Origin of the sequence: Solibacillus daqui (genome assembly GCF_028747805.1) — a bacterium.
Classification (GTDB): domain Bacteria; phylum Bacillota; class Bacilli; order Bacillales_A; family Planococcaceae; genus Solibacillus; species Solibacillus daqui.
In genome coordinates, this window is record NZ_CP114887.1 from 2,886,026 (window position 1) to 2,912,729 (window position 26,704).

General features: G+C 37.2%; 23 protein-coding genes and 1 other annotated feature. Of the genes, 5 read left to right on the forward strand and 18 right to left on the reverse strand.

Annotated elements, in window-relative coordinates; translation table 11 throughout:
- Window positions 1-50 precede the first annotated feature (50 nt).
- The 4 genes from O7776_RS14115 to O7776_RS14130 form a co-directional block, all read right to left on the reverse strand.
- Window positions 51-1,352 (reverse strand): UDP-N-acetylmuramoyl-tripeptide--D-alanyl-D-alanine ligase, encoded by a 1,302-nt coding sequence (locus tag O7776_RS14115; RefSeq protein WP_274307660.1) that lies wholly within the window; start codon window positions 1,350-1,352, stop codon window positions 51-53.
- Window positions 1,353-1,472: 120 nt separating this feature from the next.
- Complete coding sequence (locus O7776_RS14120) at window positions 1,473-2,762, reverse strand: YheC/YheD family protein (protein WP_274307661.1); 1,290 nt, start codon at window positions 2,760-2,762, stop codon at window positions 1,473-1,475.
- Between the two features lie 77 nt (window positions 2,763-2,839).
- Entirely contained in the window at window positions 2,840-3,277 is a 438-nt protein-coding gene (locus O7776_RS14125; RefSeq protein ID WP_274307663.1) for a hypothetical protein, read from the reverse strand.
- 147 nt (window positions 3,278-3,424) lie between these two features.
- The gene (locus tag O7776_RS14130; protein ID WP_274307664.1) at window positions 3,425-4,801 is read right to left on the reverse strand and encodes a Mur ligase family protein; all 1,377 of its coding nucleotides are present in this window, start codon (window positions 4,799-4,801) and stop codon (window positions 3,425-3,427) included.
- Between the two features lie 155 nt (window positions 4,802-4,956).
- Here O7776_RS14130 and O7776_RS14135 point away from each other — a divergent pair, with 155 nt between their 5' ends.
- A complete protein-coding gene (locus O7776_RS14135) occupies window positions 4,957-6,165 on the forward strand; it encodes an ATP-grasp domain-containing protein (protein ID WP_420802124.1) in 1,209 nt (402 codons plus the stop codon).
- Window positions 6,166-6,221: 56 nt separating this feature from the next.
- Here O7776_RS14135 and O7776_RS14140 read toward each other — a convergent pair whose 3' ends face one another.
- Window positions 6,222-8,579: a YheC/YheD family protein gene (locus O7776_RS14140; RefSeq protein ID WP_274307665.1), complete on the reverse strand. Its 2,358-nt coding sequence runs from the start codon at window positions 8,577-8,579 to the stop codon at window positions 6,222-6,224.
- An 18-nt stretch (window positions 8,580-8,597) separates the two neighbouring features.
- Window positions 8,598-9,023 (reverse strand): CotY/CotZ family spore coat protein, encoded by a 426-nt coding sequence (locus tag O7776_RS14145; RefSeq protein WP_274307666.1) that lies wholly within the window; start codon window positions 9,021-9,023, stop codon window positions 8,598-8,600.
- A 337-nt stretch (window positions 9,024-9,360) separates the two neighbouring features.
- Here O7776_RS14145 and O7776_RS14150 point away from each other — a divergent pair, with 337 nt between their 5' ends.
- Window positions 9,361-9,900, forward strand: coding sequence for an ECF transporter S component (locus O7776_RS14150; protein ID WP_274307667.1), 540 nt, complete (start codon window positions 9,361-9,363; stop codon window positions 9,898-9,900).
- Between the two features lie 101 nt (window positions 9,901-10,001).
- Here the strand turns inward: O7776_RS14150 and O7776_RS14155 are convergent, their stop codons facing one another.
- Window positions 10,002-10,541 (reverse strand): hydrolase, encoded by a 540-nt coding sequence (locus tag O7776_RS14155; RefSeq protein WP_274307668.1) that lies wholly within the window; start codon window positions 10,539-10,541, stop codon window positions 10,002-10,004.
- Between the two features lie 311 nt (window positions 10,542-10,852).
- Between O7776_RS14155 and O7776_RS14160 the strand changes: the two genes are divergently transcribed.
- Entirely contained in the window at window positions 10,853-11,335 is a 483-nt protein-coding gene (locus O7776_RS14160) for a nucleoside-diphosphate sugar epimerase (protein ID WP_274307669.1), read from the forward strand.
- A gap of 44 nt (window positions 11,336-11,379) precedes the next feature.
- Here the strand turns inward: O7776_RS14160 and O7776_RS14165 are convergent, their stop codons facing one another.
- The 8 genes from O7776_RS14165 to O7776_RS14200 form a co-directional block, all read right to left on the reverse strand.
- Entirely contained in the window at window positions 11,380-13,101 is a 1,722-nt protein-coding gene (locus O7776_RS14165; protein ID WP_274307670.1) for a methyl-accepting chemotaxis protein, read from the reverse strand.
- 231 nt (window positions 13,102-13,332) lie between these two features.
- Window positions 13,333-15,738, reverse strand: a complete 2,406-nt coding sequence (pheT, locus tag O7776_RS14170; protein WP_274307671.1) for a phenylalanine--tRNA ligase subunit beta — start codon at window positions 15,736-15,738, stop codon at window positions 13,333-13,335.
- Between the two features lie 14 nt (window positions 15,739-15,752).
- Window positions 15,753-16,790, reverse strand: coding sequence for a phenylalanine--tRNA ligase subunit alpha (pheS, locus tag O7776_RS14175; protein ID WP_274307672.1), 1,038 nt, complete (start codon window positions 16,788-16,790; stop codon window positions 15,753-15,755).
- Window positions 16,791-16,870: 80 nt separating this feature from the next.
- Window positions 16,871-17,102: a binding site (T-box leader), on the reverse strand.
- Window positions 17,103-17,169: 67 nt separating this feature from the next.
- A complete protein-coding gene (gene qoxD / locus O7776_RS14180) occupies window positions 17,170-17,451 on the reverse strand; it encodes a cytochrome aa3 quinol oxidase subunit IV (RefSeq protein WP_274307673.1) in 282 nt (93 codons plus the stop codon).
- A gap of 3 nt (window positions 17,452-17,454) precedes the next feature.
- Entirely contained in the window at window positions 17,455-18,054 is a 600-nt protein-coding gene (gene qoxC / locus O7776_RS14185; protein ID WP_274307674.1) for a cytochrome aa3 quinol oxidase subunit III, read from the reverse strand.
- The gene (gene qoxB, locus O7776_RS14190) at window positions 18,054-20,018 is read right to left on the reverse strand and encodes a cytochrome aa3 quinol oxidase subunit I (protein WP_274307675.1); all 1,965 of its coding nucleotides are present in this window, start codon (window positions 20,016-20,018) and stop codon (window positions 18,054-18,056) included. Before qoxB ends, qoxC begins: the two co-directional genes overlap by 1 nt.
- Before the next feature lie 30 nt (window positions 20,019-20,048).
- Window positions 20,049-20,924: a cytochrome aa3 quinol oxidase subunit II gene (qoxA, locus tag O7776_RS14195; protein WP_274307676.1), complete on the reverse strand. Its 876-nt coding sequence runs from the start codon at window positions 20,922-20,924 to the stop codon at window positions 20,049-20,051.
- Window positions 20,925-21,506: 582 nt separating this feature from the next.
- Window positions 21,507-22,268 carry a TrmH family RNA methyltransferase gene (locus O7776_RS14200; protein WP_274307677.1) on the reverse strand — a complete coding sequence of 254 codons (762 nt, stop codon included), beginning with the start codon at window positions 22,266-22,268 and terminating at the stop codon, window positions 21,507-21,509.
- 125 nt (window positions 22,269-22,393) lie between these two features.
- On the opposite strand from O7776_RS14200, the gene sspI reads away from it, so the two are divergent.
- Window positions 22,394-22,603 carry a small acid-soluble spore protein SspI gene (sspI, locus tag O7776_RS14205; protein ID WP_274307678.1) on the forward strand — a complete coding sequence of 70 codons (210 nt, stop codon included), beginning with the start codon at window positions 22,394-22,396 and terminating at the stop codon, window positions 22,601-22,603.
- A gap of 341 nt (window positions 22,604-22,944) precedes the next feature.
- On the opposite strand, the gene argF is transcribed toward sspI, so the two are convergent.
- Window positions 22,945-23,910 carry an ornithine carbamoyltransferase gene (gene argF / locus O7776_RS14210; protein ID WP_274307679.1) on the reverse strand — a complete coding sequence of 322 codons (966 nt, stop codon included), beginning with the start codon at window positions 23,908-23,910 and terminating at the stop codon, window positions 22,945-22,947.
- Between the two features lie 291 nt (window positions 23,911-24,201).
- Here argF and O7776_RS14215 point away from each other — a divergent pair, with 291 nt between their 5' ends.
- Entirely contained in the window at window positions 24,202-24,648 is a 447-nt protein-coding gene (locus tag O7776_RS14215; RefSeq protein ID WP_274307680.1) for an SRPBCC family protein, read from the forward strand.
- Window positions 24,649-24,692: 44 nt separating this feature from the next.
- On the opposite strand, the gene O7776_RS14220 is transcribed toward O7776_RS14215, so the two are convergent.
- The gene (locus O7776_RS14220) at window positions 24,693-25,430 is read right to left on the reverse strand and encodes a DUF3784 domain-containing protein (RefSeq protein ID WP_274307681.1); all 738 of its coding nucleotides are present in this window, start codon (window positions 25,428-25,430) and stop codon (window positions 24,693-24,695) included.
- A 115-nt stretch (window positions 25,431-25,545) separates the two neighbouring features.
- Window positions 25,546-26,634 (reverse strand): M42 family metallopeptidase, encoded by a 1,089-nt coding sequence (locus O7776_RS14225; protein ID WP_274307682.1) that lies wholly within the window; start codon window positions 26,632-26,634, stop codon window positions 25,546-25,548.
- Between the last annotated feature and the right edge of the window lie 70 nt (window positions 26,635-26,704).

Consider the following 26,704-nt stretch of genomic DNA (forward strand, 5'->3'; position numbering starts at 1 on the left):
CAACTGTATTGTAGACAGTGATAGAGCTATTTTTAATCTATTTCTTTTCATCATTCACTACTTTTTAGTTGTTTAGCAAATTGAATCATTGCTCGACTCGACATCGGGCCCTTAATGAGCAAAAGTGATTCTCTATCTAACTGTTGCTCTAGTAACTCATACACACCTTTAATGTCTTTATACATATATACTTTTGCTGATGTTCCGTCTGCAATTGCTTGTTTGGCAATATTCTCCGCTTTCGTGCCAACCGTTATTAACGTGTGAATCGGATAGGTGGCAACTAAACTCCCTAATTCCATGTGATATTTTTTTTCGAATTTTCCAAGTCTTTTAATATCACCTAATACTAAATAGCGCTTCTTACCATTCCCTACCGAATCTAGTACCTTTAATGCTGCTTCTAGCGAGGTTGGGTTATTTGTCCATGTATCATCGATAATCGTGCTCCCGCCTACTCCCTTTGAAAACTGTAAATGGCGCTCCATTTGCTCGAAAGTTCTTAACTGTAAGATTGCCTTTTGAACAGATAGGCCAAGCTCATGAATGACCGCTAGCACTGCAAGAACGTTGTACACTTGATGTTCCCCGTAACCCGGAATATAGGCTTGATATTTTTTGTTATTTACATGAACCTGAAATTTCATGCCTTTTTCAGCAAATTGCACTGCCGTGGCGTATATGTCCGCTTTATTTTTAATGCCAAATGTAAACACTTTATTTTGATACGTTGATAAAGGAATTTTCTTTGTATTTTCATCATCGCTGTTAATGATTAGTGTTCCTCCCGCACGTATTCCATATAAAATTTCGGATTTCGCTTTAATGTAGCCATCTAAATTTTTACATCCATCTAAATGATGTACACCTATATTTGTAATTACACCAATGGTTGGCTGGTAGATTTGACATTGATAGCTGATATTACCTGAATTCCCTAAGCCTAATTCAAATACAGCCGCCTTTGTGTCATCATCAATTCCTAATAAATATGGTAATGATTGACGCGGTTCGTTTTTACTGCTTACGGATGTTTGAACGTTCATTTCATTACTTAATATATGTTTGAGCATTTCTTTCGTAGTCGTCTTTCCACAAGTTCCAGTAATTGCAACAACGGGAAGGTCAAACAAGTTCCGATAATACGTGCAAAATACAAAGAAAGCTTGTAAAAGATTGCGAACATAAATAGCGGTAATTTGAGATAGTGCTTGATTTTGCAGTTTCTCCTTTTCATCACAAACAATTAATAAATGCTTTATATTATTTAATTCTTCCCAATTTATATCATCACTTTTGCGGATAAACAACATTGTATTCGGTGCGATTAATTGCTGTGGATCATAATTCATAACATGCTTCACAAACCAATTTTCAGCACCGTTTATTAATTGCCCTCCTAGCAATTGACGTATGGTTTTTACATGTAAAGCTCGGATAAAATCGCCCCCTTTAAATTAGGTTATGAAAGTTTATCCATCTTTCTTAGGTGATCTATTCATAAGTTTATAATTCATTATCGTGTTGTACATCGTTGTATCTTCTAATGTTTGAAAGAACGACAAATCTGGTACATAATTACCTTCAATAACCCATATCCTCCCCAAATCTGTTACCGCTATATCAAAGCCAATAATGTTACGTTCTGTTGATTGGTCAAGCAAATGGGATGCTGCTTTACAAACGGTATCTATTTGATTTTCCAGTTGCCCATGGAACTTTGAAAGTACAGTAGATTGTCTTAGCGCTTGTTGCAAAGTCAAAATAGCTTGAGCTGCATTCGTTACAAAAAAATGAGGCCCAGCAACTTTTACCACTTTGCCAGTTACATACCAATCATTTGCTACCTTTTGAGTTATAACTCGGATATCCATAAAACGATTATCGATTGTCGCCAATTCAATACCCCGTTGAATGATATAGTTTTCTTCTATTGGAGCAATTTTGAGGACATGCTCATACACTTGCTCAATACCTGCTATTGCCCATTTTTGTCTTCCCATCTGAATTTCATAATTTCGCATTCCTCTTTTGTGAATTTTAATAATCCCTTTTCCTTGTTGCCCATTACATGGCTTTAAAAATACAAGGGAATACCTACTTAAATAGCATGAAAATGTTGACGACGTTAGTAAATCCGTTTGGGGCATGAAGTTCGCGATACTTTGATATTGATTCCATTTGCTAACCGAGAAATGGAGAAACGAATCGGTAATCACTATATCCCCTGCTAAATTAAATATCAACTCTATAACTATAGATTCACAATTGCTATAAGATGGTCCCAGTTGTTCAGCCGCCATAATCGCAACTTTTTGTAATTGTACTTGGTGCCTAAAACAAGCTACTGTTTCAATAATATTGAGAGTTTGTTTTGATGAATGTGTAACATACCAGCGTTCATTGCGTCTTTGAACAGTTATTAAACAGTGATACCTTTTTTTACTTAGAAATGTCGAATGAAATTGCGATTGAATGATATAATTTCTATCACCAATAATCTGTTGAATATATTCATAAAGACCTTCTTCTAATACGTCAACTACTATAACTTTAGTTTTTACCTGATACATTCCTTGATGTTTTGTCACAATAATAAAATCCATGCCAACAATTGGTTTCAGGATGATTTGATGCTCTAGCTTCAACATGGAGTACAATGCATCCTTTGAAAAACGTTCATTCTTGGCTAAATACGGTTGCAATTGCTCATGTTGCATTAGTATTTTATATTGTTCGATTCTCCCCCTAATCGCATGCATGATGGCCTCCCCCGATACATTTTATAAAAGCCCCCTCAATTCATAATTGAAGGGACCTCATTCACATTAACGTACCTTTAACATTGACAACCTAAAGCAACAACTGATCCTTGCTCAACGGGTACAGTACCGTCTTGATCAAAGAATCCTTTAATGACGAAGCTTTGAACTAAATCATTATTTGCAGTCGCTACTTGATCTCTGAATACTGCTTTAAATGGGTATTCTGTCATCCCAATAAGCCCAGTACCACGAACCTTTATAACACAGTTCTTCCCTTCTCTTTTACATTTCACATCTGTAATTTCATTTGCAGTAAATAAAAAACTAAAATGATCTGGTGTTTCAGTATCTTCAAATCGTAATGACAGCGTAGAAGTACTTAGTGTAGTAATACATACATTGGCAAGGTATGTTAAATTCCCGCGAATATTTCCACTAACACCATCGAACTTAACATTTACACCTTCGGCAAAAGCATTTACACGCACACCACATGGACAAACTCCTCCCATAGTTTCCCCTCCCTTCTTGTATGATTAATACACTATATTCATATAACATTGTTGGTGCTTGTGTATATGCCAATACCAGCTCTATCCCTATATGCGTGTCTTGTATAAAATGATTTATCAATTATCAAAAAGCAACGTATCACTCTTTCATGTTTTTTTCTTCAATTTTGTCGCTAAATCAAACATCGTTTTACTATACATATCTCCTTTGATTAAAATAATTGTATTGCGATTAATGATTTCTTTTAAAAGTTCATAGGCTAACACACTATTAATAAAACGATATACTTGTGCTTGTATCCCTAAGTCCTCCGCATGATCTGCAATAATTTTTGCATGTTCTCCAACGGTAATAAGTATATCTACTCCTTTTTCAAATACTATCTCTGCTGCTTTTTTATGAATAAACGTTCCCCATGAACCGACATCGGTAATTGTTCCAATAATGGCAATACGTTTCTTTCCACCAGCAAGTTCATTTAATACGGTTAAGGCCGCTTCAAGTGATGTTGTTGTAATGCTCCACGTATCATCCAGTATGAGCGCATCATTCGTACCTTCAAATAATTGCAATTGTTTATTGAGCGGACGATATATTTGTAACTGTCCCGCTGCTTGAGGTATTGTTAACCCCATCTCAACTACTGCGACAATAGCAGCTAACGCGTTCATTACTTGGTGTTTTCCAAAGCCTGTAACGTTTACTTTATGGTGCTCCCCCTTATGAACAACTACAAACTCCATACCATTTGTACTGTAGCGGATATTTGTAGCGGCAAAATCATTTGAACTTTTCGTTCCAATTTTTATGAGTCGCCCTTTGAATCTTTGGAAATCTATTTTGCTTGTATTACGATCCTCCGTATTAATGATTAACACACTATTCGCATCTAATATTTCTAACATTTCAGCCTTAGCGTCAATATAACCCTCTAATGTTTTGCAATAATTTAAATGATGTTCTCCAATATTTGTAATAATTCCAATTGTCGGCTTGTAGTACTTTCCAGCTTTACGCAAATCTCCTGGTGCCCCTACAGCTGTTTCAAAAATAGCTGCCTCCGTATCACTTTCAATGCTTAATAAGTATTGAAAAAAGGCCGTCCTAGAATTCGTACTAAGCTGTGTTGCCGTCACTTTTTTATAACGCATTAAAATATGTTTAATCATTTCCTTTGTTGTTGTTTTACCTGCTGTTCCCGTAATGGCCACAACCGGTAGCTGAAATTGTTGTCGATAGAAATGGATAAATTTCCATAACGCCTCCTCTGAGCGCTCTACTTTGATTACCGTCACTTCATTTGGAAGTTCCTTCGTGTGATAATGACATTCCGTAACAAGTACAAGCGGGAAACATGGTGCTAATTTTGCCCAATTCATAATGCGCTTTTCAATAAACAAAACCGTATTTCTCCGCTTTACCTGTTTTAATCGATATGCCCCATAATGAATACCGATTGACGAGCCATGTATATGTTTTCCATCAACAATTGTACATAATGTTTCAACAGAAATCGGTTTCATAATACATTTCACCTTCCTTTCACTCTTAGCATATGTTCGATGAATTTTTAGACGTAGATATTTGAATTATATAGGTTGGATAACCAGACAAAATCTATATGTCACCATACTTTTAAGAGGAGGTACTTTCATCAATTCGAATGGAGGTGAATGAATTGAAGACAATTGTTTTTATTGGTACTAACAAATCTGGTTCAAGCAGGGAAGCAACAAAAGCAGCGGAAAAGTTAGGTTATTTTACCGTCCTATTTACAAGTAACGAAAGACAATTTGAACAGCGTGAGCAATACGTGGATATCCATAAAATGATTGTTGTGGATACTTCAAATATGGAGGCTTTGAAAGCGGAAATTGTTAAACTTCAACAAATCGGATTAGAAATTAAAACGATTGTTAGTTTTGTGGACCCCTATGTACATGTGGCTTCCTTACTTTGCGATATGTTTTGTCAAAATCTCACCTCATCAAAAGCAATTGAAATTATGGAGGATAAAGAGGAGACACGAAAGTTTTTACTGAACAAATCATACACGCCACAATTTACAGTCATCGGACCAAACGAAATACCAACAGGCAAATTAATATTCCCTCTCATCATTAAATCTCCAAAATCAACTGGTTCTAAAGATGTATTATTTGCTAAGGATAAAAAGGAATTTAACAAGCATCTTGCAACGCTTCAAAGTAAATATCCTACCGAATCCATTATTTATGAGGAATACTTAAAAGGTGAACAATATTTAGTGGAAGTTATTGTACAAAAACACCTTCCCCATATTATTGCGGTCATGAGACAAGATATTACAAAGGGAAAACGATTCATTATTACAGGCTATCAGCTATTTGCAAATATACCTCCAAATTTGTTACCAGGACTAGAAACGCTTTGCCAATCCATTGTGGAAACGTTCGATATTAATACTGGGGCTTTTCATTTAGAATTACGACTAATAGGCAATAGTTGGAAGTTGATTGAAATAAACCCACGTATTTCAGGTGGAGCTATGAATAGAATGATTGAGGCCGCATTTGGTATTAATTTGATAGAGCAAACATTAAAACTCTATCTCGGGGATGAACCAGATTTCACACCTAAACACCATCATTTTGTCTATACTAAATATTTAATTGTCCATCGTAAAGGTAGATTAGAAAAAGTGACAGGAAAGCTACGCGCCTTAAAATCCCCAGGCATTTTCGATGTGTATATTAAACCTAAAAAAGGCACAATACTCATTCCCCCTTTATCAATGGGACATCGATATGCCTACATCATTGCTCAAGGCAGTTCTATAAGTGAAGCCGTATCACGTGCTAATCGGGCAGCCCACGAAATAAAATTTCACATGCACCATCTACAATAAAAAATAAAAGGCTTTACGAAAAGAAAAAACTTCCGTAAAGCCTTTTATTATGCGAATTATGCTTTAAATTGCTTATCTAAAAATTGAATCGTTTCAAACATATTTGTTTTACTTGCACCCTTAACTAAAATCGTATCTCCTCTTCTAACCATACCTTTTAGAAACAAATGTAATTGATCCTTATTAATAAAATGGTGAATGTTCTTCGCCGGTATGCCACTTTTTTGTGCTGCTATCCCGATTTCCTCTGTCCGGAATCCGTACGTAATTAATTGATCTATTTTTTTATCCCCAATATACGCACCTAACTTACGATATTCCTCTTCTCGCAAATCTCCTAATTCACGCATTTGTCCGATAATCGCAACTTTTCGCCCTTTTGCAATTTCGCCTAACACATCAAGTGCAGCGCGAACCCCCTGTGGATGCGAGTGTACCGTGTCATCAATTAACAAAATATCATTTCTGCATTGGTAAAGCGTTAAACGACGTGGCGGCTTTTTGAATACTAAGCCCGCCTGAATAACATCTGATGAAAATCCTAATTGGTCCGCCACCGCTATAGCATTTAACGCATTATATACATGGTGCTCCCCTAAAATTGGAATAAACATCGGGATTTCCTTATTTCGTAATCGGATGTTAAAAGTCATACCATCATCTTTATACTGCACATCATAAGCCATATAGTCTGCCTTTTTATGAATACCAATTGTCTTTATTTGTCCTTTAAATTGGTCGGTTAATAGCCATTTAGAATTATCATCGTCTTTATTTAATATGAGTAATCCTTTTTGATCCATTCCTTGAATTAGTTCTGATTTGGCTTTTGCCACGCCTTTAATGTCACCATCAAAGTTCCCTACATGCGCTAATCCAATATTTGTTACTACGCTTATGTTCGGTTGAATGATTTCACAATGATCAGCAATGACACCTGGATAAGCCATACCGTATTCTAAAACAACAGCTTTATGGGATTCGCTAATAAGTTCCTTATGCTTTTTCGTATGTTCCGTTGTATTCCAATAATCCTTCGACTCAAAAATGGACCAATTTTTTGATAAAATCGATGCAATGAATGCTTTTGTAGTTGTTTTTCCTGCACTCCCTGTAATTGCAATAATTGGTTTTTCAGTTGTTTTTCCTGCTCTCCCTTTAATTGGGACAACTGGTTTTTCAGTTGTTATCTCTGCACTCTCTGTAATTGTAGCGATTGGTTCTTCAGTTGTTATCTCTGCACTCTCTGTAATTGCAGCGATTGGTTCTTCAGTTGTTTTCTCTGTACTCTTTGTAATTGCAACAATTGGTTTTTCAATTGTTTTCTCTGCTGGTGCAAGATTTTTGGCGGCTTGAATCTGCGCTTTTATCTCCTGCTGATGATGTGCAATGTAATTTGCATACTGGATGGTATGTCGGACAACATCTAATTCCAAGTAAAATGCTGGTGGACACCCTGGTCGCCAGTTAACTTCATAAATCCAAAGCTTACCGTTTTCATCTAAGCCAACGTCAATACCGATTTCATCAATTACTTCCTGAAATTTAACCATTTGAATGTCATCTAAGTGACGCGCCAATGACAAACCAAAATGCTCTAGCATGCGCTTAATATTAAACGCCTCACGAGGAAATTGTAATTGTAAAAAGGGCTCTAAGTAATTTGTAAAACCACCATTATTAATATTAGGAACTATCGAACCTTGGGGCGCAACACGAGGATACACGGTAGTAATGATCCACTTACCTTCACCATTTTTTTGAACATGAATTCTAAAATCAAATACTTGCCCGTTTTTCAACGAAGATTTAATATATGGTTGCAATATAAATGCTTCTTCTGCTAATTGATTTTTTAAAAATGTGTCTAGCTGATCCTTTGTTAGCCTTTCTTTCTGTGTATCCTTTTGTACTTCATAGCCATTTGCTAGTATTGAAATATAATATATCCCCTTACCTTTACGGCCTTCAACCGGCTTAAAAACTACTTTTTTGTATTTTTGAATATGCCGGTAAAATTGTTCTTCATTTTGTACACTTTCAGTAGGGATGAGGTAACTCGCAAACTCCTTCCCCTCCTGTAAACGTTTGGTTATACTCAGTTTGTTGCCGATGGAATTTGTCGTGAAAGGAATTTCTTTACGCAATTGCCTTAAAATATTTTTCGAAATCGCTAATTTTTCTGGGCTTCCTGCGTTATAGATGACATCGGGAAATGGGACGTTTTTTTCTTGCCAAACCCCATCTTCTAAAACTTTCGCTTGAATCGTTCGTGTTTTGAAGTTAACCGCTCTAGGTGTGAAATAATAAAACAACATCCCTTCTGCCTTTGCAACTGCTGCAAACGCATATGACTTGAAAACGGTTTCTGGATCTTTACGATGGTGCAACATGCCAATTGTTGTCAAAAACATACACTCCTTTTTATCCCACTACCATTTCGACTCTATATAAGTATTTTTGCTTAACAATGCTGGCTCTAATAGTTGAATCGCCAACATGGAACCAAGGTCAACGGTCATCTGCGTTTCAGTTTTTTCTAGCCGAACAACATCTTTTAATACATTCGTATTTTGCTCTTCTATATCAACTGCACGTAATAACGTTAACTTTACGCGTGACTTTTCAATTGCTTCTAAACGAAAGAAGCTTGTTGCTGTATGTGTTTTTGGATTCACTACTGTATATAGCTTACATTCCTTAGTCGTGAAGCAAAACGGAATCGTGTCACTCCCAACTAACTTCTCAAAAAAATGACCATAGTATTTTGACCAAGAATTCGTGAGTAAGTCTTGCAATTGTTTCAAATCGTTTAGTGCACCATAAAGCGGGTGTTGCTTTTGATTTTCATTGTTCACAATACTTCCTCCCTCTTGTCTCGTACACAGTCCTTTTCAGCAGTTAACGATTCTTACAAAGTGCTTCTCTCTACGATATGACTGTACATGAATTGTTGGTGATAAGTTACGCCCAATTATTAAAATTTCAGTTCTGTTTTTCTCACCAATAACTCCTGCCTTTTTTACATCCACAATATTTGGTTTTCGAAAAAAAATTTCAATCCTTCACAACTGACCACTATTGTTTAATGTATATTGACACTTTCAACCATACCAATTATTTGTTAAGGTATCAGTAATCGCGAAACAGAAAAAATTATCAGCTGAACGACAACATTTTGGAGGAACTTATTATATGGAAAAAACATCAACACTTTCTAAATCATCTAGTAAAACATTCGATATCATTTTATCGGCAATGTTAATTACACTCGTATTTGTGGCTACACTATTTTTAAATATTCGATTACCTATAGCGGCTAATGGAGGATTAGTGCATTTAGGTACGGCTATGCTTTTCATTGTTTCAATTGTATTTGGACCTAAAAAAGGGGCAATTGCAGGGGCATTCGGAATGGCTTTATTTGATTTATTTTCGGGTTGGACACTTTGGGCTCCATTTACATTTATTGCTCGCGGCTTACAAGGGTATGTAGTCGGCAAAATTGCATGGTCTTCAAATCGCCAAGGAAATAATGTAATGTTTAATATTTTGGCAATTATTGTTTCTGTACCAGTAATGTTAGCCGGTTATTACGTTTGTGAAGCTATTTTATTTAAAAGCTTGGTAGCACCATTCCTTTCAATTCCTGGAAATCTTGTTCAAAATGCAGTAGGTATTATCATTGCGATACCCGTAGCAATTGCGCTAAAAAAATTACCCATTTTCAAATAAAACATCTATGAGCTTTTCGCTCACAACCATTGTAGGCAAATAAATTATTTACACAGAAAAAATAGGTTAGCGTGGAAAAGTAATCCGCGCTAACCTATTTTTTACTTCACTATTTTACTAATGGCTTTAAAGGCATCACCTTGTGCAATTTGTTGCATTTCAAAAAGTGCCATTTCAACACTTGTAATGTTCGCGCCAAGTTGTAGCATTTTTTGAATCCCTACTTCTCGGTTGCCTGCTGTACGGGATGACACACAGTCGGCTAATACTTCTACCTCGTAGCCATTTGCTAGTAAATGCGTAGCCGTTTGATATACACAAATATGAGTTTCAATACCAGCTAACAGCACCTTTTTACGTCCCGTTTGCTCCAATGCTTGTACAAATTCTGGTGTGTCGTACGCACTAAACGTAATTTTTTCAATTGGCTGTTGATCTGTTAAATGCATAGCAATACGCTCATCAGTTGGACCAAGTCCTTTTGGATATTGCTCTAACCATAAAATCGGTAATTGTAATACCTTTGCCCCCTGTACTACATTGGCAATGTTATTAATGACAAAGTCACTTTCATCGACAATTTGCGCTAACTTTCCCTGAATATCAATTAAAACTAACACCGTTTCTTGTTTTTGAAGCATAAAATCCCTCCTCTTTGTTACATTCCTTTCTATTATACTGGAATTTTAATAAAAGAACAAAAGCGCTAATGCGCCTGTTCAGCCCCGAGAGACATTGGAGGACCCGAAGCAAAAGTAAACGGTCTACCACTTTTGCAGGAGGGATCTAATGGTGCGAGAGGCTAGCGTTTTAGCCTAGACGGAAGATGAATTTTTATAAAAGTTATCCACAATGCGATAATTTATAGTTTCCTTAACAGAGAAAAAACGATTCCTTAACATTGAATCCGCTAAGACAACCCTGTATAGTAAAATTAGAATGGAGGATTTACATGCTACGTCTTAGTTGGTTCATTAGTATGGGCATTAGTTTATTTGGTGTAATGATTATTCAACATTTTTTCACAATGAAACCAGATGAAACAGCAAATGCAGGTAACTTGGGAGCATTAGGCATTGCGCTGGTGGCTCCGTTTATTTTGCTTAGCCTTTTTATTACATATCGCTTTTTTGTTGAAAGTTCACGTCACGCGCGTGATCATATTATGCGCATGATTTATTTAGTATTTGGTGTTGCGTTGCTTGTTGTATTCGCTTTTTATGCAAATGGCTATAAGGAAGATGTATTGACCAATTTAGGTGGCGACACAAAAACACCCGGCTCACAAATTTATGGCTTTCCACTACTAAATGAATATACAAATAGTACTTTTATTAATTTTTATACATTTGGTATTGTGCATACGATTAGTGGTCTTATCGGAACCATAGTTGGTATCGTGCTTCCTGCAAAGCAAGCCGATATTGATCAATAAGAGAACCCCGAATGTCGTTTAACTACGACATTCGGGGTTTCGTTTTATGATAACTTAAATTTCCGTACTTCAGTTTTTAAATTGGCTGCGATTTCAGCTAATTCCTCAGAATTTGCTGTCATTTCTTCCATCGTTGCTGATTGCTGCTGAGTAGTTGCAGCTACTTGTTCACTTGCGGCTGCTGTATTTTCAATAATTGTAGAAATATCTCGCATTGCACGCTGGACTTGGATGGAGTTATCTTGCACTTGATTAAATGCTTTATGCATATGACCAACATTTGCCTCTGTATTTGCTACACGATCAACGATTTGTATTAATGCGTCGCCGCCCTTTTTAATAATCATTACTTGTTCTTCTACTGCAAGTAAATCACTTTCCATTGTTTTTACTGTTACAGTAGTTTCAGCTTGAATCTCATTAATCAGCTCTGTAATTTGGCTAGATGCTAGACGAGATTGTTCTGCTAATGCACGTACTTCCTCAGCTACAACGGCAAAGCCCTTCCCATGATCACCTGCACGTGCGGCTTCAATTGCTGCATTTAATGCAAGTAAATTTGTTTGGTCTGCAATATTCGTAATAACCGTAATAATGCCTCCAATTTCTTCGGAGCGCTTACCAAGCTTTTGAATCGAATCTGTTGCAAATGAAACCGTCTGCGTAACGGTACTTAAATGTTTAATCGCATCACTTATTGCTGCTTCACCTTCTTTAGCAATAGCTGTTGATTCTGTCGCAGTAACAAGTGTTTCTTCCGCCTCACGTAAACATGTCGCCACTTCTGAGATTGTTTCACCTAACATGTGTAAGATTTTCTCAATTTGGGTAGATTGCTGTGATGCGCCCGCTGCAATTTCATTAATCGTATTGGCAATTTGGTTGGAGCCCTCGCTAGTTTGCACGGATGAATCTGACAAAATTTGTGAAGACTCAGCAACTTGAACGGCACTGCTCGACACGATACGTATTGTTTCTTTCAAACGAAGTTGCACCGCTTTAAAGCTGTTTGCTACACCAGCGATTTCGTCATTTCCTTTCCATTCTAAAATACGGGTATCCAAATTTAATTCTGCTAGCTCATTTGCATTTTCTTGTACCTTTTTAAGAGGTCTTGAAACTTTATATTCCACAAATAAACTAATGACTGTTATTGCCAAGAACATTAAAATAGCGTTAATAACCGTAATAATGCCTAAATCCTCTTGTAAACTCCCTACATAAGGAGCCATCAAAATCGCTGTTGCCCATATCCCAATAACCTCACCATTTTTATCAATTATTGGTTCATAAATGCCTTCTGATTCTTCATCTAAGATTTTTGAAAATCCAATATAACGCTCTTTATTACCAAGCACTGTTTCTTGGATTTCACTTGAAACTTCCGAATTTAGAGCACGTTCACCATTTGCCATAACATTAGTACTAATACGAGTACCACCTTGAAAAAAAGACACATAGTTGCCATTTGTCAATGTTGCAATTTCATCGACAATTTCAGTATTCCCTACTAAATTTAGGTCCCCTTTATGTAAATCACCATCAATAATAGCCCATTCTCCTGGATATTTCGCTTCTATGTACGCTTGACTTAATGAACTATCAGAAATCAGTTTGTTTACCATTGTATCAATTAAATTTTGTTTAGATGAGTTATAGTTAAATACCGTGATAACTACCACCAGTACCGCAATACAATTAAATAAAATAAAATTAATTTTTGTACGTATTTTTGGTGATTCTGCAATAAATTTTAAGCCTTTCATCGTTCTCCTCCTCTTTATCTATGTACTTCGACTCTATTTTCATCATTATAGAATAAAATGGGTTTTTTAGAAATATACAACCAAATAATACTAATAATTATTTTAATATTCCATTTCTAAAGCAACTCATTCTGCATATCTCAGAAAGTGAAATTTGTCCGGCCATTTTCTCAAAAATAAAAACAGTCTATAGTAAATTTACTATAGACTGCCCTTACTATTCATGTTAAATTATCGTACTTCTGCACCTGCTTGAGCCAATGCTTTTAGTACTTTGTTATGTGCAGCTACGACTTCTTCATCTGTTAACGTACGTTCTGGATCGAAGTAAGTTAATGAGAAAGCAACTGATTTTTTTCCTGGTGCCATTTTCTCACCAGAGTATACGTCAAATACTTTCACATCTTTTAATAAGCTAGTGCCTGCTCCTTTAATAATGCTTACGATTTCACCTGCAGCAGTTGTTACATCAAGCTCTAACGCGATGTCACGGCTCATAGCAGGGAAACGAGGAATGATGTTGTAAACTAATTCTTCTTTAGTTGCAACTAAAATCGCGCGTAAGTTTAATTCTGCTACATATGTTTCTTTTACATCAAATGCTTTTTGCTCTTGTGGGTGAAGCTGCGCGATTATCCCAACTTTTTCGCCATCTAAGAAAACTTCGGCAGTACGGCCTGGATGCAGCCCGTCTAACTGAGCTTTTGCGTAAGAAACACGAGCTGTTAAGCCTAATTTTTCAAATACTGCTTCCACAATACCTTTTGCTACGAAGAAATCTACATTTTTCTTCTCACCTTGCCATGTATTGTCAATCCATTTACCAGTTAATACAAGCGCTAAATGCTCTTCTTCAAATGGAAGCTCTTCCGCAGTTTGACCAAGGAATACAGAACCAATTTCATATAATGCCACTGTTTCTGCTTGGCGTGCTACGTTGTAAGCTGCTGCTTCTACTAAATGTGGAATTAAGCTTTGACGTAATGTTGAACGCTCTTCAGACATTGGCATTAATAATTTTGTTGTTTCTTCTGCCTTTAACGCGAACTTTTGAGAAAGGGCTGCAGACGTTAATGAATACGTCACTGCCTGGTAAAGACCCGCGCCCTCAATAACGTTACGCACAATACGGCGACCCGCTTGATATGGTGTTAAGCTTCCGATTTGCTCACTTGCTGGTAAGCTTACAGGAATTTCATCATATCCATACATACGTGCGATTTCTTCCACAATATCCTCTGGAATTTTAATGTCTTGGCGGCGAGTTGGCGCATCAATAATTAATAAACCATTTGCTGCTTCTACATCGAATTTTAAACGATTTAAAATAGATAACATATCTTCTAATGAAATCTTCATACCTAAACGACCATTAATGAAGTCTGGAGATACAATCACACGAGTAGGTGCTTTATCTAACTCATCTACTAACACTGTACCTTCTAATACTTCACCACCTGCAAGTTCAGCCAGTAATTGTGCTGCACGATCTGCTGCTGGTAACACACGGTTCGGATCTACACCTTTTTCAAAACGAGCTGATGAGTCCGAACGTAAGCCGATATCTTTTGAAGTACGACGCACGCTTGCTGGGTTGAAGTAAGCTGATTCGATTACTACTGTTGTTGTCGTATCAGAAACCTCTGATTTTGCTCCACCCATTACACCAGCAACAGCTTCAGCTTCTTGACCGTTTGTGATCATTAAGTTATGTGACGCTAATGTACGCTCTTGGTCATCTAAAGTAGTAATGACTTCACCGTCTTTTGCCATACGCGTTACGATTTCGCCTGTTGCAAGCTTGTCGTAGTCGAATGCGTGAAGTGGTTGACCATATTCCATTAACACGTAGTTCGTAATATCCACTACATTGTTATGTGGACGTACGCCTGCAGCCATTAAATAATGTTGTAACCATAATGGAGACTCTTTTACTTCAATGTTTTTTACAACTTTCGCTGCATACACTGGGTTGGCTTCTTTATCTTCTACTGATAATTTTAAAACATCAGCTGCTTTTTCAGAAGAAGTAGCATATGAAATTTCAGGTAATTTTACTTCTTGCTCTAAAATTGCAGCTACTTCATAAGCAACACCTAGCATGCTCATTGCGTCAGAACGATTTGGCGTTAATCCAAGCTCTAATACAGTGTCGCATAGACCTAAAACTTCTAAAGCATCTGCACCTGGAGTCGCATCTGCTGGTAACACGTAAATACCTTCCGCGTAAGCTTTTGGTACAAGACGACCTTCGATACCTAGCTCTTGTAATGAGCAAATCATACCGTTTGATTCTTGACCACGTAATTTCGCTTTTTTAATTTTAATGCCGCCTGGTAATTTTGCACCTGGGCGTGCAACGATTACTTTTTGACCTGCGTCAACGTTTGGTGCACCACATACAATTTGTTGTAGCTCTTCTTCGCCAACATCAACTTGGCAAACATTTAATTTATCTGCTTCCGGGTGCTTTTCTTTTGATACAACGTGACCGACAACAACATTTGTCATCCCTGATGCACGATCGATTACCGCATCCACTTCAATACCCGCGCGCGTAATTTTTTCAGCTAATGCGTTTGCTTCTAACGCTGAAATATCAACATATTGACTTAACCATTTTAATGATACTAACATTTCGATTGTCCTCCTTACACTTCTGCCTGGTGGAATTGTGATAAGAAGCGTGTGTCATTTGTATAGAAATGACGAATATCATCCACACCGTATTTTAACATTGCGATACGTTCTGCACCGATACCGAACGCGAAGCCTGATAATTTTGTTGAATCGTAACCAGCCATTTCAAGTACGTTCGGATGAACCATACCTGCGCCTAAAATTTCAATCCAACCAGTTTGCTTACATACGTTACAGCCTTTACCAGAACATTTATGGCAAGATACATCTACTTCTACAGAAGGCTCTGTGAATGGGAAGAATGACGGACGTAAGCGAATTTCACGCTCTGCACCAAACATTTTCTTAGCTAACGCATCTAATGTCCCTTTAAGGTCTGACATGCGAATGTTCTCGCCAATAACTAACCCTTCGATTTGCATGAATTGGTGAGAGTGTGTTGCATCGTCTGTATCACGACGGAATACTTTACCCGGGCAAATTACGCGAATTGGCTCGCCTTTTTTCGCTTCCATTGTACGTGCTTGTACTGGTGAAGTATGTGTACGTAATAATGTTTCTTCAGAGATGTAGAATGAATCCTGCATGTCACGTGCTGGGTGCCCTTTTGGTAAGTTCATCGCTTCGAAGTTGTAGTAGTCTTTTTCTACTTCTGGTCCTTCTACGATTTCATAGCCCATACCTAAGAATAGATCTTCGATTTCTTCAATTACACGCGTTAATAAGTGACGGTTCCCTACGCGTACTTTCGCACCTGGTAATGTTACGTCGATTGATTCACTTTCAAGCTGCGCTAAAATTGCGGCCTCTTCTAAAACCGTAACTTTCTTTTCAAGTTCTGCTGTAACATTTTCGCGCACTGTGTTAACAAGTGCTCCCATTTTTGGGCGCTCTTCAGCAGAAAGCTTCCCCATTCCTTTTAATAAGTCCGTAATAGGTCCTTTTTTACCTAAATACGCAACTCGAACTTCGTTTAATGCTTTTAAATCAGCCGCTTCAGCAATTTTCGCTAAAGCTTCTTGCTCTAATTGCTTTAATTGTTGTTCCATTTATAAAATCCTCCTTTATATCGTTTTTTCATAGCGTGTAATTTACAACATTTATGAAAACAAAAAAACCTCGCCCCTATAAAAGGGACGAGGACGAGTTTCGCGGTACCACCCTAGTTATTGCTAAAAAAGCAATCACTTCATTGGAGCTAACGACTGTTTCCAGCCGGCTATCCTTTCACCAAAATCGGCTCCCGGACGCTGCTCGCGGGGTGAACTTCATTATACGTTTTGTTAGCGTGCTTTCAGTCAGTGACGCGCTTTTCCTAAAACAAAACATGTATAATTACTCTTCCCGGTCAAAGCATTTAGTAATTATTCTTCAATTAGTCTACTCGATTTTTTAGCATTTTTCAACTAATTGAAGAAATTCGATTGATTACATATCCCAAAGAAGGATTAAAAGTGTACCAAGAATTGTCATAACTACTAAACCTATACCGTATACAATGTTTGAATAAATTGACCAACGATCTTCTGTTTCACCTGCGTGCATGAAAACTGCAAACTGTAAAGTCGCTTGTATAAACGCTGTTACTATAAGAACGATCATTCCTGTAGTGAACGACATATCTGTAAAGTAAACAAGCATCGCAATCACAGTTAATACTAGTGAGAACAAGAAGCCCATTACTTGGCCAATTGGAAAGAACTTAGCCATAAATTACATCATTCCTTTCAGGTAAATGAAACTGAAGATGAAAATCCAAACAACGTCTAGGAAGTGCCAGTAAAGTGAGAATACAAATGTTTTACCAGCTGTAACTGAGTTTAATCCACGTTTCCAAATTTGGAAGATGATGAATGAACCCCAGCATAGACCCATTGTTACGTGTAGTCCGTGTGTTCCTAAAGTTGTTAATAGTATCGACGTGAAGGCACTAACTGATAACCCTGCACCGATGTGTACATAGTGTTTAAATTCGTAGATTTCAACACCTAAGAATACTGCACCTAAAAGTAGTGTAATAACCATGAAACTAATTGTAGCTTTTTTACTACCAATGCGCATTGCATGAATTGCTAAACCAATTGTAAAACTTGATGTTAAAAGAACGAATGTTTCAATTAACACTGGTGTAATTTCGAAAATTTCTGCACCAGTTGGACCCGCACCTGTGCGATCAACTAATGTGAAGTATGATGCGAATAATGTACCGAATAACATAATCTCCGCACCTAGGAACACCCAGAAACCAAAGATTTTCAGGTTGTTTTCCTCTGTAGAGTACTCTAATGGAACGTTGTTATTAACCTTACCCATTATTTCGCACCTCCTTTTTGAGCATGTTTTTTCTCGTCTTCTTCGACTTCATGAGCATGAATATGGTAGCCATGATCGTCTTCTAATGAACGGTAAGCCATACAAGCAAGAATTCCAATTAAACCGAAGATTGCTAAGTACCACATACTGAATACAAATGCGAACCCAGCGATGAAGAAGAATACTGACATAACAAATGTTTGCCCTGAGTTATTAGGCATATGAATGTCTTCAATTTTACCTTTAAATAACTGCGTACCTTTTTTCTTAGAATCCCAGAATGCTTCTTCTGACGCGTCAGTTACATCTGGAGTAATTGCAAAGTTATAGTGTGGAATTGGCGTATGCGTTGCCCATTCAAGACCACGTGCATTCCAAGGGTCGCTTGAAATATCGCGTGGAGAGTTTTTAAAGCTGTACCAAATGTTCCAAACGATCATTATGAATGAAACTGTCATAATACCAGCACCAACGAATGATACCATGTTTAAGAATGAGAAGCCTGTCGCATCAGAGTAAGTGTACATACGACGCGCTTGACCATCAAGACCCGTAATGTACATTGGAATGAACGCTAGTACGAAACCAATAGACATTACCCAAACAGTTGCTTTACCGATTTTCTCGTTAAGCATGAAGCCAAACATTTTTGGCCAGTAGAATGTTAAACCAGCTAGCATCGCGTAAACAACACCTGGGATGATTACGTTATGGAAGTGGGCTACTAAGAACATTGTGTTGTGGTATTGGTAGTCAGCTGCTGACATCGCAAGCATAACCCCTGTTACACCACCAAGAGTGAATAATGGAATGAAATGCATCGCATAAAGCATTGGCGTTGTCATTTCAATCTTACCTTTGTAAAGCGTAAACAACCAGTTGAAGATTTTAACCCCTGTTGGAATTGCAATCGCCATTGTTGTAATCGAGAAGATTGAGTTTGTAAATGCACCTTGCCCCATCGTGAAGAAGTGGTGCGTCCATACTGCGAATGAGAAGACCGAAATAACTATCATCGACCAAACCATTGACGTATAACCATAAAGGTTACGACGAGCAAATGTTGAGATAACCTCAGAGAAAATACCGAATGCCGGTAAAATTAGGATGTATACTTCAGGGTGGCCCCATACCCAGAATAGGTTGGCCCAAAGCATATCCATACCACCGTTAACAGTCGTAAAGAAGTTTGTAGCAAATAAGCGATCCATCGTACCCATTGCTAATGCAACTGTTAATACTGGGAACGCGAATACGATAATTAAGTTGGCAATCAGTGCAGACCAAGTGAACATTGGCATTTTGAATAATGTCATACCTGGGGCACGCATTTTCATAATTGTCGTAATGAAGTTAATACCTGTCATTAACGTACCAAGACCCGCAATTTGTAATGCTATCATGTAATAGTTTGTACCAACACTCGTACTAAATTCATTACCCGCTAACGGGAAGTAAGATGTCCAACCAGAATCTGGAGAACCACCGATTACGAATGAGATATTAAATAATCCCATACCCATAAAGAATAACCAGAATGCTAAGTTGTTTAAACGTGGGAACGCTACGTCACGTGCCCCGATTTGTAATGGTACTAAAAAGTTAAAGAAGAAAGTAATGAATGGCATTGCCATGAACAGGATCATTACAACCCCGTGTGTTGTAAATACTTCGTTATAGTGCTGTGCTTCTAAAAATGTATTTTCTGGAACAGCAAGTTGCATACGAAGCATTACGGCATCTACACCACCACGGAATAGCATAACTAGAGCCGTAATTAAGTACATAATACCGATTTTTTTATGGTCAACAGTTGTAATCCACTCACGCCATAAGTAACCCCATAATTTAAAATACGTAACAACTGCTACTAATGCGATTGTACCAAAAACAATCGAAGCCATTGCGATATAAATTAATAGACTTGGATGTGGAATTGCAAACTGTGCAAAGAATTCCTTCATTGTAGTACTCCTTTCGAGTTTAATACTTGCTTATTCGTGTGAAGAATGATCTTCCGCTGCTTCGTCATCATGATGCTCGTGATGAGGAGCTGGTGAGAACTCTAAGTGAGTTCCAGTGTAAGTTGATTTACCAAGATGACCTGGTTCTAATAACTCATCGAATTTTTCTTCAGTAATAGGATCAGCAGTTTCATGAACCTCTGTTACCCACTCGTCAAATTCTTTTGCAGTCATTGCTTTTACATCAAAAATATTTTCTGCTGTACCGCGACCAGAGAAGTTCGCGTTACGACCCCAGAATTCACCTGGGTTATCAGCTGCTAAGTGTAAAGTTGTTACCATGTCAGACATTGCATATTTCTGTCCACCTAGTTGTGGAATCCAGAAACTAGTAATTGGGCCGAATGAATATAATTTAAATTCAACTGGTCGATTTGCTGGAATGTAAACATAGTTCACTGTCTCAATACCTTGTTCTGGGTAACTAAAATGCCATTTCCAGTCAGATGAAGAAGCATAAATTACAAGTGGTTCTTGATCTTCGTATCCTTCTGGGACATTTTCTACAATGTAGTTACTCTTTACAGATACTACAGATAAGAATATTACAATAATAACCGGAATCCCAATCATAATTGTTTCTACAAGCCAGTGACCATGAATATGTGGCGGCTCGTAATCAGCACTTTGTTTTGAAGCACGGTACTTAAATAACATAAATATCAAAATCGCTACTACCGTGATTACAATACCACCCATCAGAGTAATTAATAACATCGTATCGTCTGCTTGGCGTTGTGCTTGAGGACCTTTAGGGTCAAGTACTGTTAATTTGTCATTACAACCTGCTAATAACACTGCACTTAAACCAATGAAAGATAGTAAAGTTGCCTTCAGATTTTTCATAGTTGGACTCCTTTCCAATATATCGATCTTGTTAGAATTTCGCGTAGCTTGCAAACTTTGCAAACAAAATAAAGAAACAATGCATGTCATGGAAAATGTTTTCTACTTTCCCACTATGGTAATAGTAGAAAATAAAAATATTTCTAGGATACATACACAATTGAATTTGGTATGTACAGTTTTACTCATATAAAAACATTTAACTTCGTTTCCACATGAAAAAATTATTTTGTTTAGCATGTTGCGTTAATTTATTTTCTAACCTTCCTCGATTTTAGTGAAACATCAAATAAGTGTCAAAACATCAAATTGGAAAAAAGCCTTTTTTATTACTATTTCCTCAAATTTATTTTTCATTATTTCAAAATATCGATAGGAAACCCAGTAAAACCGCGCAATTACGAGCATTAAAATTCACATTGTTAAAATTGACATTTCTATGAACTTCTCAAAGTTCACCTTTTCCGAACTATCTGAATTATCCGCATGACGTAAATTTTGGGTTTATCTTACAGTTGTTTACCAATAATTATAAAAATAAGGGATTGTAAGCACTAAACTTACAATCCCGTTACTTATAATTTATTTGACAAATGAGTATAATAAAATTCCCGTTGCTACTGCGACATTTAATGATTCTGCGCCACCTAAAATTGGAATAATGACATTTTGGTCTGTCTTGGCTAAGATTTGCGGATTAATACCGCTACCTTCATTTCCAACAATTAGTGCAAATGAATTAGTTTGTTCAATTTCTTTGTAAGAAATCGATTCTTCTAGAGATGTTCCATATACCTTAACGTCATCTTGCTGTAATTGCTCAATCCATTCGATTAAATCCCCACGTACAACAGGGATATGAAAATGTGAGCCCTGTGCTGATCGCAATGTTTTTGGATTGAATGCGTCTACACAGCCTTTTCCTAAAACGACTGCATCAATACCAGCTGCGTCTGCTGTACGAATCATTGTCCCGATATTACCTGGGTCTTGTACTGAATCGACTAATAATACTTTGCGCCAATCGTACTTCTCATCTTCCGAAATTTCACGTTGCTTACAGTGCGCAAATACACCTTGAGAATTTTCTGTTTCTGCAATTTCCTTAGCAACTGAGTCATTTACATGTACTAACACAACATCATCAATCGCCCATAATAATGGTAAATCTACACCATCACGTACGATAATTTGAATGATTTGGTCTGTATGCTTTAATGCCTCTTCTACTAAATGAAAGCCTTCTACAATATATTCACCAGATTTTTCCCGCTCTTTACGCTGTGATACGAGTTTTTTCCAATGCTTTACGAGCGCATTTTGTGTTGATTCAATTCTTTTCATAATTTCCCGTCCTTTATAAGTACTCGAAAATTCATTTTATCACAGAATCACTTTATTCCATAATGAGATGTGATGTATAAAATTGAATTACTGCGAACACACTTCGTATAAAGGAGGCGTTTTGAATGGATTTTCAAATTCGACAAGCAATTACAGCCAATGTATTAGGGTCAGATGCAGCTGAATTCAAAGACATTGTAAATGATGCTATCTCTCGAGGAGAAGAACATCTATTACCTGGGTTAGGTGTATTTTTAGAAACTTGGTGGCAAGCATCAAATGAAGACGACCGAACACATTTTGCCGAAAAGCTAGCAGAAAAATTCGCAAATTAATAAATGCCCATCTCAATTTTCTCTAATGGATTTTGAGATGGGCTATTATAATTTTTGACGTATCCAAGTACTATCCAATTGGTTTATTTTCAGATGACAAACTTTTTTCAAAAACAAAAAAAGCAATCCAGCGTCTCCCGAATTGCTTTTTTCTATGTAGTGATGGGGCATTCCATCTTGAATACAAACATCACTGTAGCGTACCACCCTTTGTCACAGCGTCTCCCATTTCAAAAGGCTTTACTCTACTACATCACTTGCTCGCTCTTCCTGCTTACAAATGCTGCACACCTTAAATAGATGAGACTACAACCGGTAGCACGCTTCATCTATTTCAATCTTTACGCTAATAAAGATACTAATACCGCTTTTTGTGCATGCAGACGATTTTCTGCTTGCTCAAATATATAAGAATTTGGTCCATCAATTACTGATGTCGCAACTTCTTCCTCTCTGTGTGCTGGTAAGCAATGTAGGAACAAATAATCTGGCTTTGCATGTGCAACTAACTCATCATTAATTTGGTAGCCTACAAAGTCTTTTAAACGCTTTTCTGTTTCCTCTTCTTGCCCCATAGATGTCCAAACGTCTGCATATACCGCATCCGCATCTTTCACGGCTTCAATCGGATCATTTGTCACAAAAACTGTGCTACCGTTTTGGACTGCAATTTGCATTGCTTTTTCAATAATTGTCTTGTCGCATTCATAGCCAACTGGAGTTGCTACTGCTACATGCATACCAACATGTGCTGCTGCTACAATTAATGCATGTGCAACGTTATTGCCATCACCTACATAAGCAATTTTTAAACCTTTTAACTCACCTTTGTTTTCAGCAATTGTTTCAAGATCCGCTAATGCTTGGCACGGATGATCGATGTCTGTTAAACCATTAATCACTGGAATTGATGCGAATTCAGCTAACTCTTCTACCATCGCATGTGAATTGGCACGAATCATAATTCCATCTAAATAACCAGATAACACTTGGCCCGTATCTGATATTGGCTCACCGCGTCCGATTTGCATATCACGTGCATTCATATACATACCGTAGCCACCTAACTGCTGCATACCGACCTCGAATGATACACGTGTACGAGTCGAGCTTTTTTCAAAAATCATGCCTAGCGTCTTACCTTCAAGTAGACGAGGACATTTGCCCGCTTTCGTAATTGTTTTTAACTGTGTAGCAAGTGTCAATAACTGTTGTACTTCTTCACTTGTATAATCAAGCAGTGTTAATAAGTCTTTACCTTTTAAGCTTTCGACAGGCTTTAACTGCACCTCTTCTAATAATTTCATGTCTTACACACCTCTGTCACCTTTATGTTGATTTTCATTTTACATATGCATAAATATAAAGTCAAGCGAATTAATATAAATTTTTATAATTAATTAAATTATTCAATAATTATACATATCCATCCCATGGTGATTTATTATAAAATTTTTACACAAACGAGCATTTTTGTTGTTTTTACAGAAAATACCTACATAAACATTGAATTCCGATTCATTTTTCAGCATAATAAAAACAGGATATTCTTTGAGAATATTTTACTTCAAATAGATCTTTCAAAGGAGGAATCATTCATGCCACAAGCAACAAATATCGTAACGTTAGCAGTATCAAAGAACGCTATATGGGATTTTTTAAAGGATTACACAAATTGGGCACCATTAATTCCAGGCTATATCGCGCATGAGGTACAAAGCGACAAGCAATTCACATGGATCTTCTTAGCAGATTTAGGCTTCACGAAAAAAACAATTAAATTAGACGTAAAAATTACTGATTTAGTTGAAGCAATGGATGTAAAGTTTGATTTAAAGGGGCTTTCTGATAATTTTAACGGCAATGGATTTTTTAATATTGCAGGCGACACCCAAGCAGAAGTGATAGGTAGTTTGGAGTTATCAGCAAGTGGCATAATGGGTATGATGATCAACTCCGTATTAGAAAATTTTGTCCCAAAGGCAACAAAAGAATTAACAGAGTCTATTCAATCTAAAATCGATGAATTACACGGTGTAAAATAATGAAAATCCTGCATTGCTCAATTTTAAAGCAAATGCAGGATTTTTTAGTTCTCTGTTTTTGTAGTTAGCTTTTCATATAATGCTTGCGTTTGTTCCGCCGTTTGTAAATTGAAGATAACGATTTTCCCATCATCAATAAACTGAATAAATGGTGGGACGTTTGTATCAACAAAAAGCTTTGCCTTATCGCCATTTTCAAATTTGAAATGTCCCTTTAATTTAGATCCAACAGCTGAACCATTTGTACGCATTGCAATGTCCGGCAGCTCTTCTAATAATTGCACGTGCTCCATTTGTGCAAATTCGTATGTATCACCATACATACCAGTAATTTCAATATGTTCATCGGTAACTGTAACCCCTGTTGGCTGTAGTGCAAAATAGAAAATAATCGCAACGCCAACCAATGTAACCGTTAAAATAATCACTGGACGCTTTAGGTTTTTACTAGCTCCTTGTTTCCACTTACCATTTTCATCGAATAAATTGTGATTATATTTTTGCGATTTCACAACAACGATAACCGTAAAAACTATAATGAGCGTTAAGAGAGGCATTATAAGGTTTGTATAATCAAAATATTCTACAATACCGATAACAATAAACAGTGCTGCTAATGCACAGGAATACCGACCAATTAACTTTGCAAGTCCCTCAACATCGACCTTTTCCTTTTCCTCCTTTGTCATCGTATTATAGCCAGATATTAAAAAATACCATTTTAATTTTTGTACTGCGAAGCCTAAGAAGAGAAATAATGCCGCTAAAATAATCCAAATCATCTTCATTCCCCCTTCTAAAGTAAATAATAAATAAAGATAGATTTATTCTATATAAGAACAAATCTACCTTTTATTATAGTGTATATAGCACCAAATTATGGCGCATTATGCATATTTATTCGAATTTAATTTTATCCACTGTTTCACGGTCTAAGCGTTTAATGACTTCTACGATTAACTTAACCGCATTGTCGTAGTCGTCACGGTGTAAAATCCCTGCGTGTGAGTGGATATAGCGTGTTGCTACACCGATTGCTAAAGATGGAACACCGTTAGCAGTGATATGGATTGAACCCGCATCAGTACCGCCGCCAGCGATTGCTTCGAACTGGTATGGGATGCCAGCTTTTTCCGCAACATCTACTACAAATTCGCGTAAACCTGAATGCGATACCATTGATGCGTCATATACAACAATTTGTGGACCTGCACCCATTTTCGATGTTGACTCTTTTGGTGTTACTCCTGGTGTATCCCCAGCAATACCAACGTCGACTGCGAAGCCGATATCTGGTTGTACTTTAAATGTAGAAGTTTTCGCACCACGTAGGCCGATTTCTTCTTGCACGTTACCAACACCGTATACGATGTTCGGGTGTTTTTCGTCTTTTAACGCTTTTAATACATCAATTGCAATCGCACAGCCAATACGGTTATCCCATGCTTTTGCTAGTAGATGCTTTTCGTTTTTCATAACGTTGAATTCGAAATATGGTGTAATCATATCACCAGGACGGATTCCCCACTCCATTGCTTCCTCTTTAGAAGTTGCACCGATATCAACGAACATTGCTTTAATATCAACTACCTTATTACGTTGATCTGCTGGTAAAATGTGAGGTGGTTTTGAACCAATTACCCCAATTATTTCTTCACCATTGCGTGTTGTAATTGTTACGCGCTGGGCAAGCATTACTTGGCTCCACCAACCACCAACTGTTTGGAAGAATACGAACCCTTTGTCATCAATCCGTGTCACCATGAAGCCAACTTCATCTAAGTGACCGGCAACCATAATTTTTGGACCGTTCTCATCACCCACTTTTTTCGCGATTAAGCTACCTAAGTTGTCTGTTTCTACTTCGTCTGCAAATGGTGTAATGTATTTTTTCATTACTTCACGAGGAGCACGTTCATTCCCTGGAATACCGTTTGCATCCGTTAAATCTTTGAACATTTGTAATGTTGGATCAAGCTTTGTCATGAGAAATTGCCTCCTAAATAGATTCCATTTAATTATAACGACTTTATTTCGAAAAGTGAAATAGTTTTAC

Bases quoted from the DNA above. Each gene is read 5' to 3' on its own strand.
- O7776_RS14215 (WP_274307680.1), top strand. From the start codon at position 24,202: ATGCCACAAGCAACAAATATCGTAACGTTAGCAGTATCAAAGAACGCT.
- qoxB (WP_274307675.1), bottom strand. From the start codon at position 20,018: ATGAAGGAATTCTTTGCACAGTTTGCAATTCCACATCCAAGTCTATTA.
- O7776_RS14140 (WP_274307665.1), bottom strand. From the start codon at position 8,579: ATGTTTTTGACAACAATTGGCATGTTGCACCATCGTAAAGATCCAGAA.
- O7776_RS14220 (WP_274307681.1), bottom strand. From the start codon at position 25,430: ATGATTTGGATTATTTTAGCGGCATTATTTCTCTTCTTAGGCTTCGCA.
- O7776_RS14225 (WP_274307682.1), bottom strand. From the start codon at position 26,634: ATGACAAAGCTTGATCCAACATTACAAATGTTCAAAGATTTAACGGAT.
- argF (WP_274307679.1), bottom strand. From the start codon at position 23,910: ATGAAATTATTAGAAGAGGTGCAGTTAAAGCCTGTCGAAAGCTTAAAA.
- O7776_RS14115 (WP_274307660.1), bottom strand. From the start codon at position 1,352: ATGAATTATGATCCACAGCAATTAATCGCACCGAATACAATGTTGTTT.
- pheT (WP_274307671.1), bottom strand. From the start codon at position 15,738: ATGTTAGTATCATTAAAATGGTTAAGTCAATATGTTGATATTTCAGCG.
- qoxD (WP_274307673.1), bottom strand. From the start codon at position 17,451: ATGGCTAAGTTCTTTCCAATTGGCCAAGTAATGGGCTTCTTGTTCTCA.
- O7776_RS14165 (WP_274307670.1), bottom strand. From the start codon at position 13,101: ATGAAAGGCTTAAAATTTATTGCAGAATCACCAAAAATACGTACAAAA.
- qoxA (WP_274307676.1), bottom strand. From the start codon at position 20,924: ATGAAAAATCTGAAGGCAACTTTACTATCTTTCATTGGTTTAAGTGCA.
- pheS (WP_274307672.1), bottom strand. From the start codon at position 16,790: ATGGAACAACAATTAAAGCAATTAGAGCAAGAAGCTTTAGCGAAAATT.
- O7776_RS14200 (WP_274307677.1), bottom strand. From the start codon at position 22,268: ATGAAAAGAATTGAATCAACACAAAATGCGCTCGTAAAGCATTGGAAA.
- O7776_RS14130 (WP_274307664.1), bottom strand. From the start codon at position 4,801: ATGAAACCGATTTCTGTTGAAACATTATGTACAATTGTTGATGGAAAA.
- O7776_RS14150 (WP_274307667.1), top strand. From the start codon at position 9,361: ATGGAAAAAACATCAACACTTTCTAAATCATCTAGTAAAACATTCGAT.
- O7776_RS14160 (WP_274307669.1), top strand. From the start codon at position 10,853: ATGCTACGTCTTAGTTGGTTCATTAGTATGGGCATTAGTTTATTTGGT.
- qoxC (WP_274307674.1), bottom strand. From the start codon at position 18,054: ATGGGTAAGGTTAATAACAACGTTCCATTAGAGTACTCTACAGAGGAA.
- sspI (WP_274307678.1), top strand. From the start codon at position 22,394: ATGGATTTTCAAATTCGACAAGCAATTACAGCCAATGTATTAGGGTCA.
- O7776_RS14125 (WP_274307663.1), bottom strand. From the start codon at position 3,277: ATGGGAGGAGTTTGTCCATGTGGTGTGCGTGTAAATGCTTTTGCCGAA.
- O7776_RS14155 (WP_274307668.1), bottom strand. From the start codon at position 10,541: ATGCTTCAAAAACAAGAAACGGTGTTAGTTTTAATTGATATTCAGGGA.
- O7776_RS14120 (WP_274307661.1), bottom strand. From the start codon at position 2,762: ATGCATGCGATTAGGGGGAGAATCGAACAATATAAAATACTAATGCAA.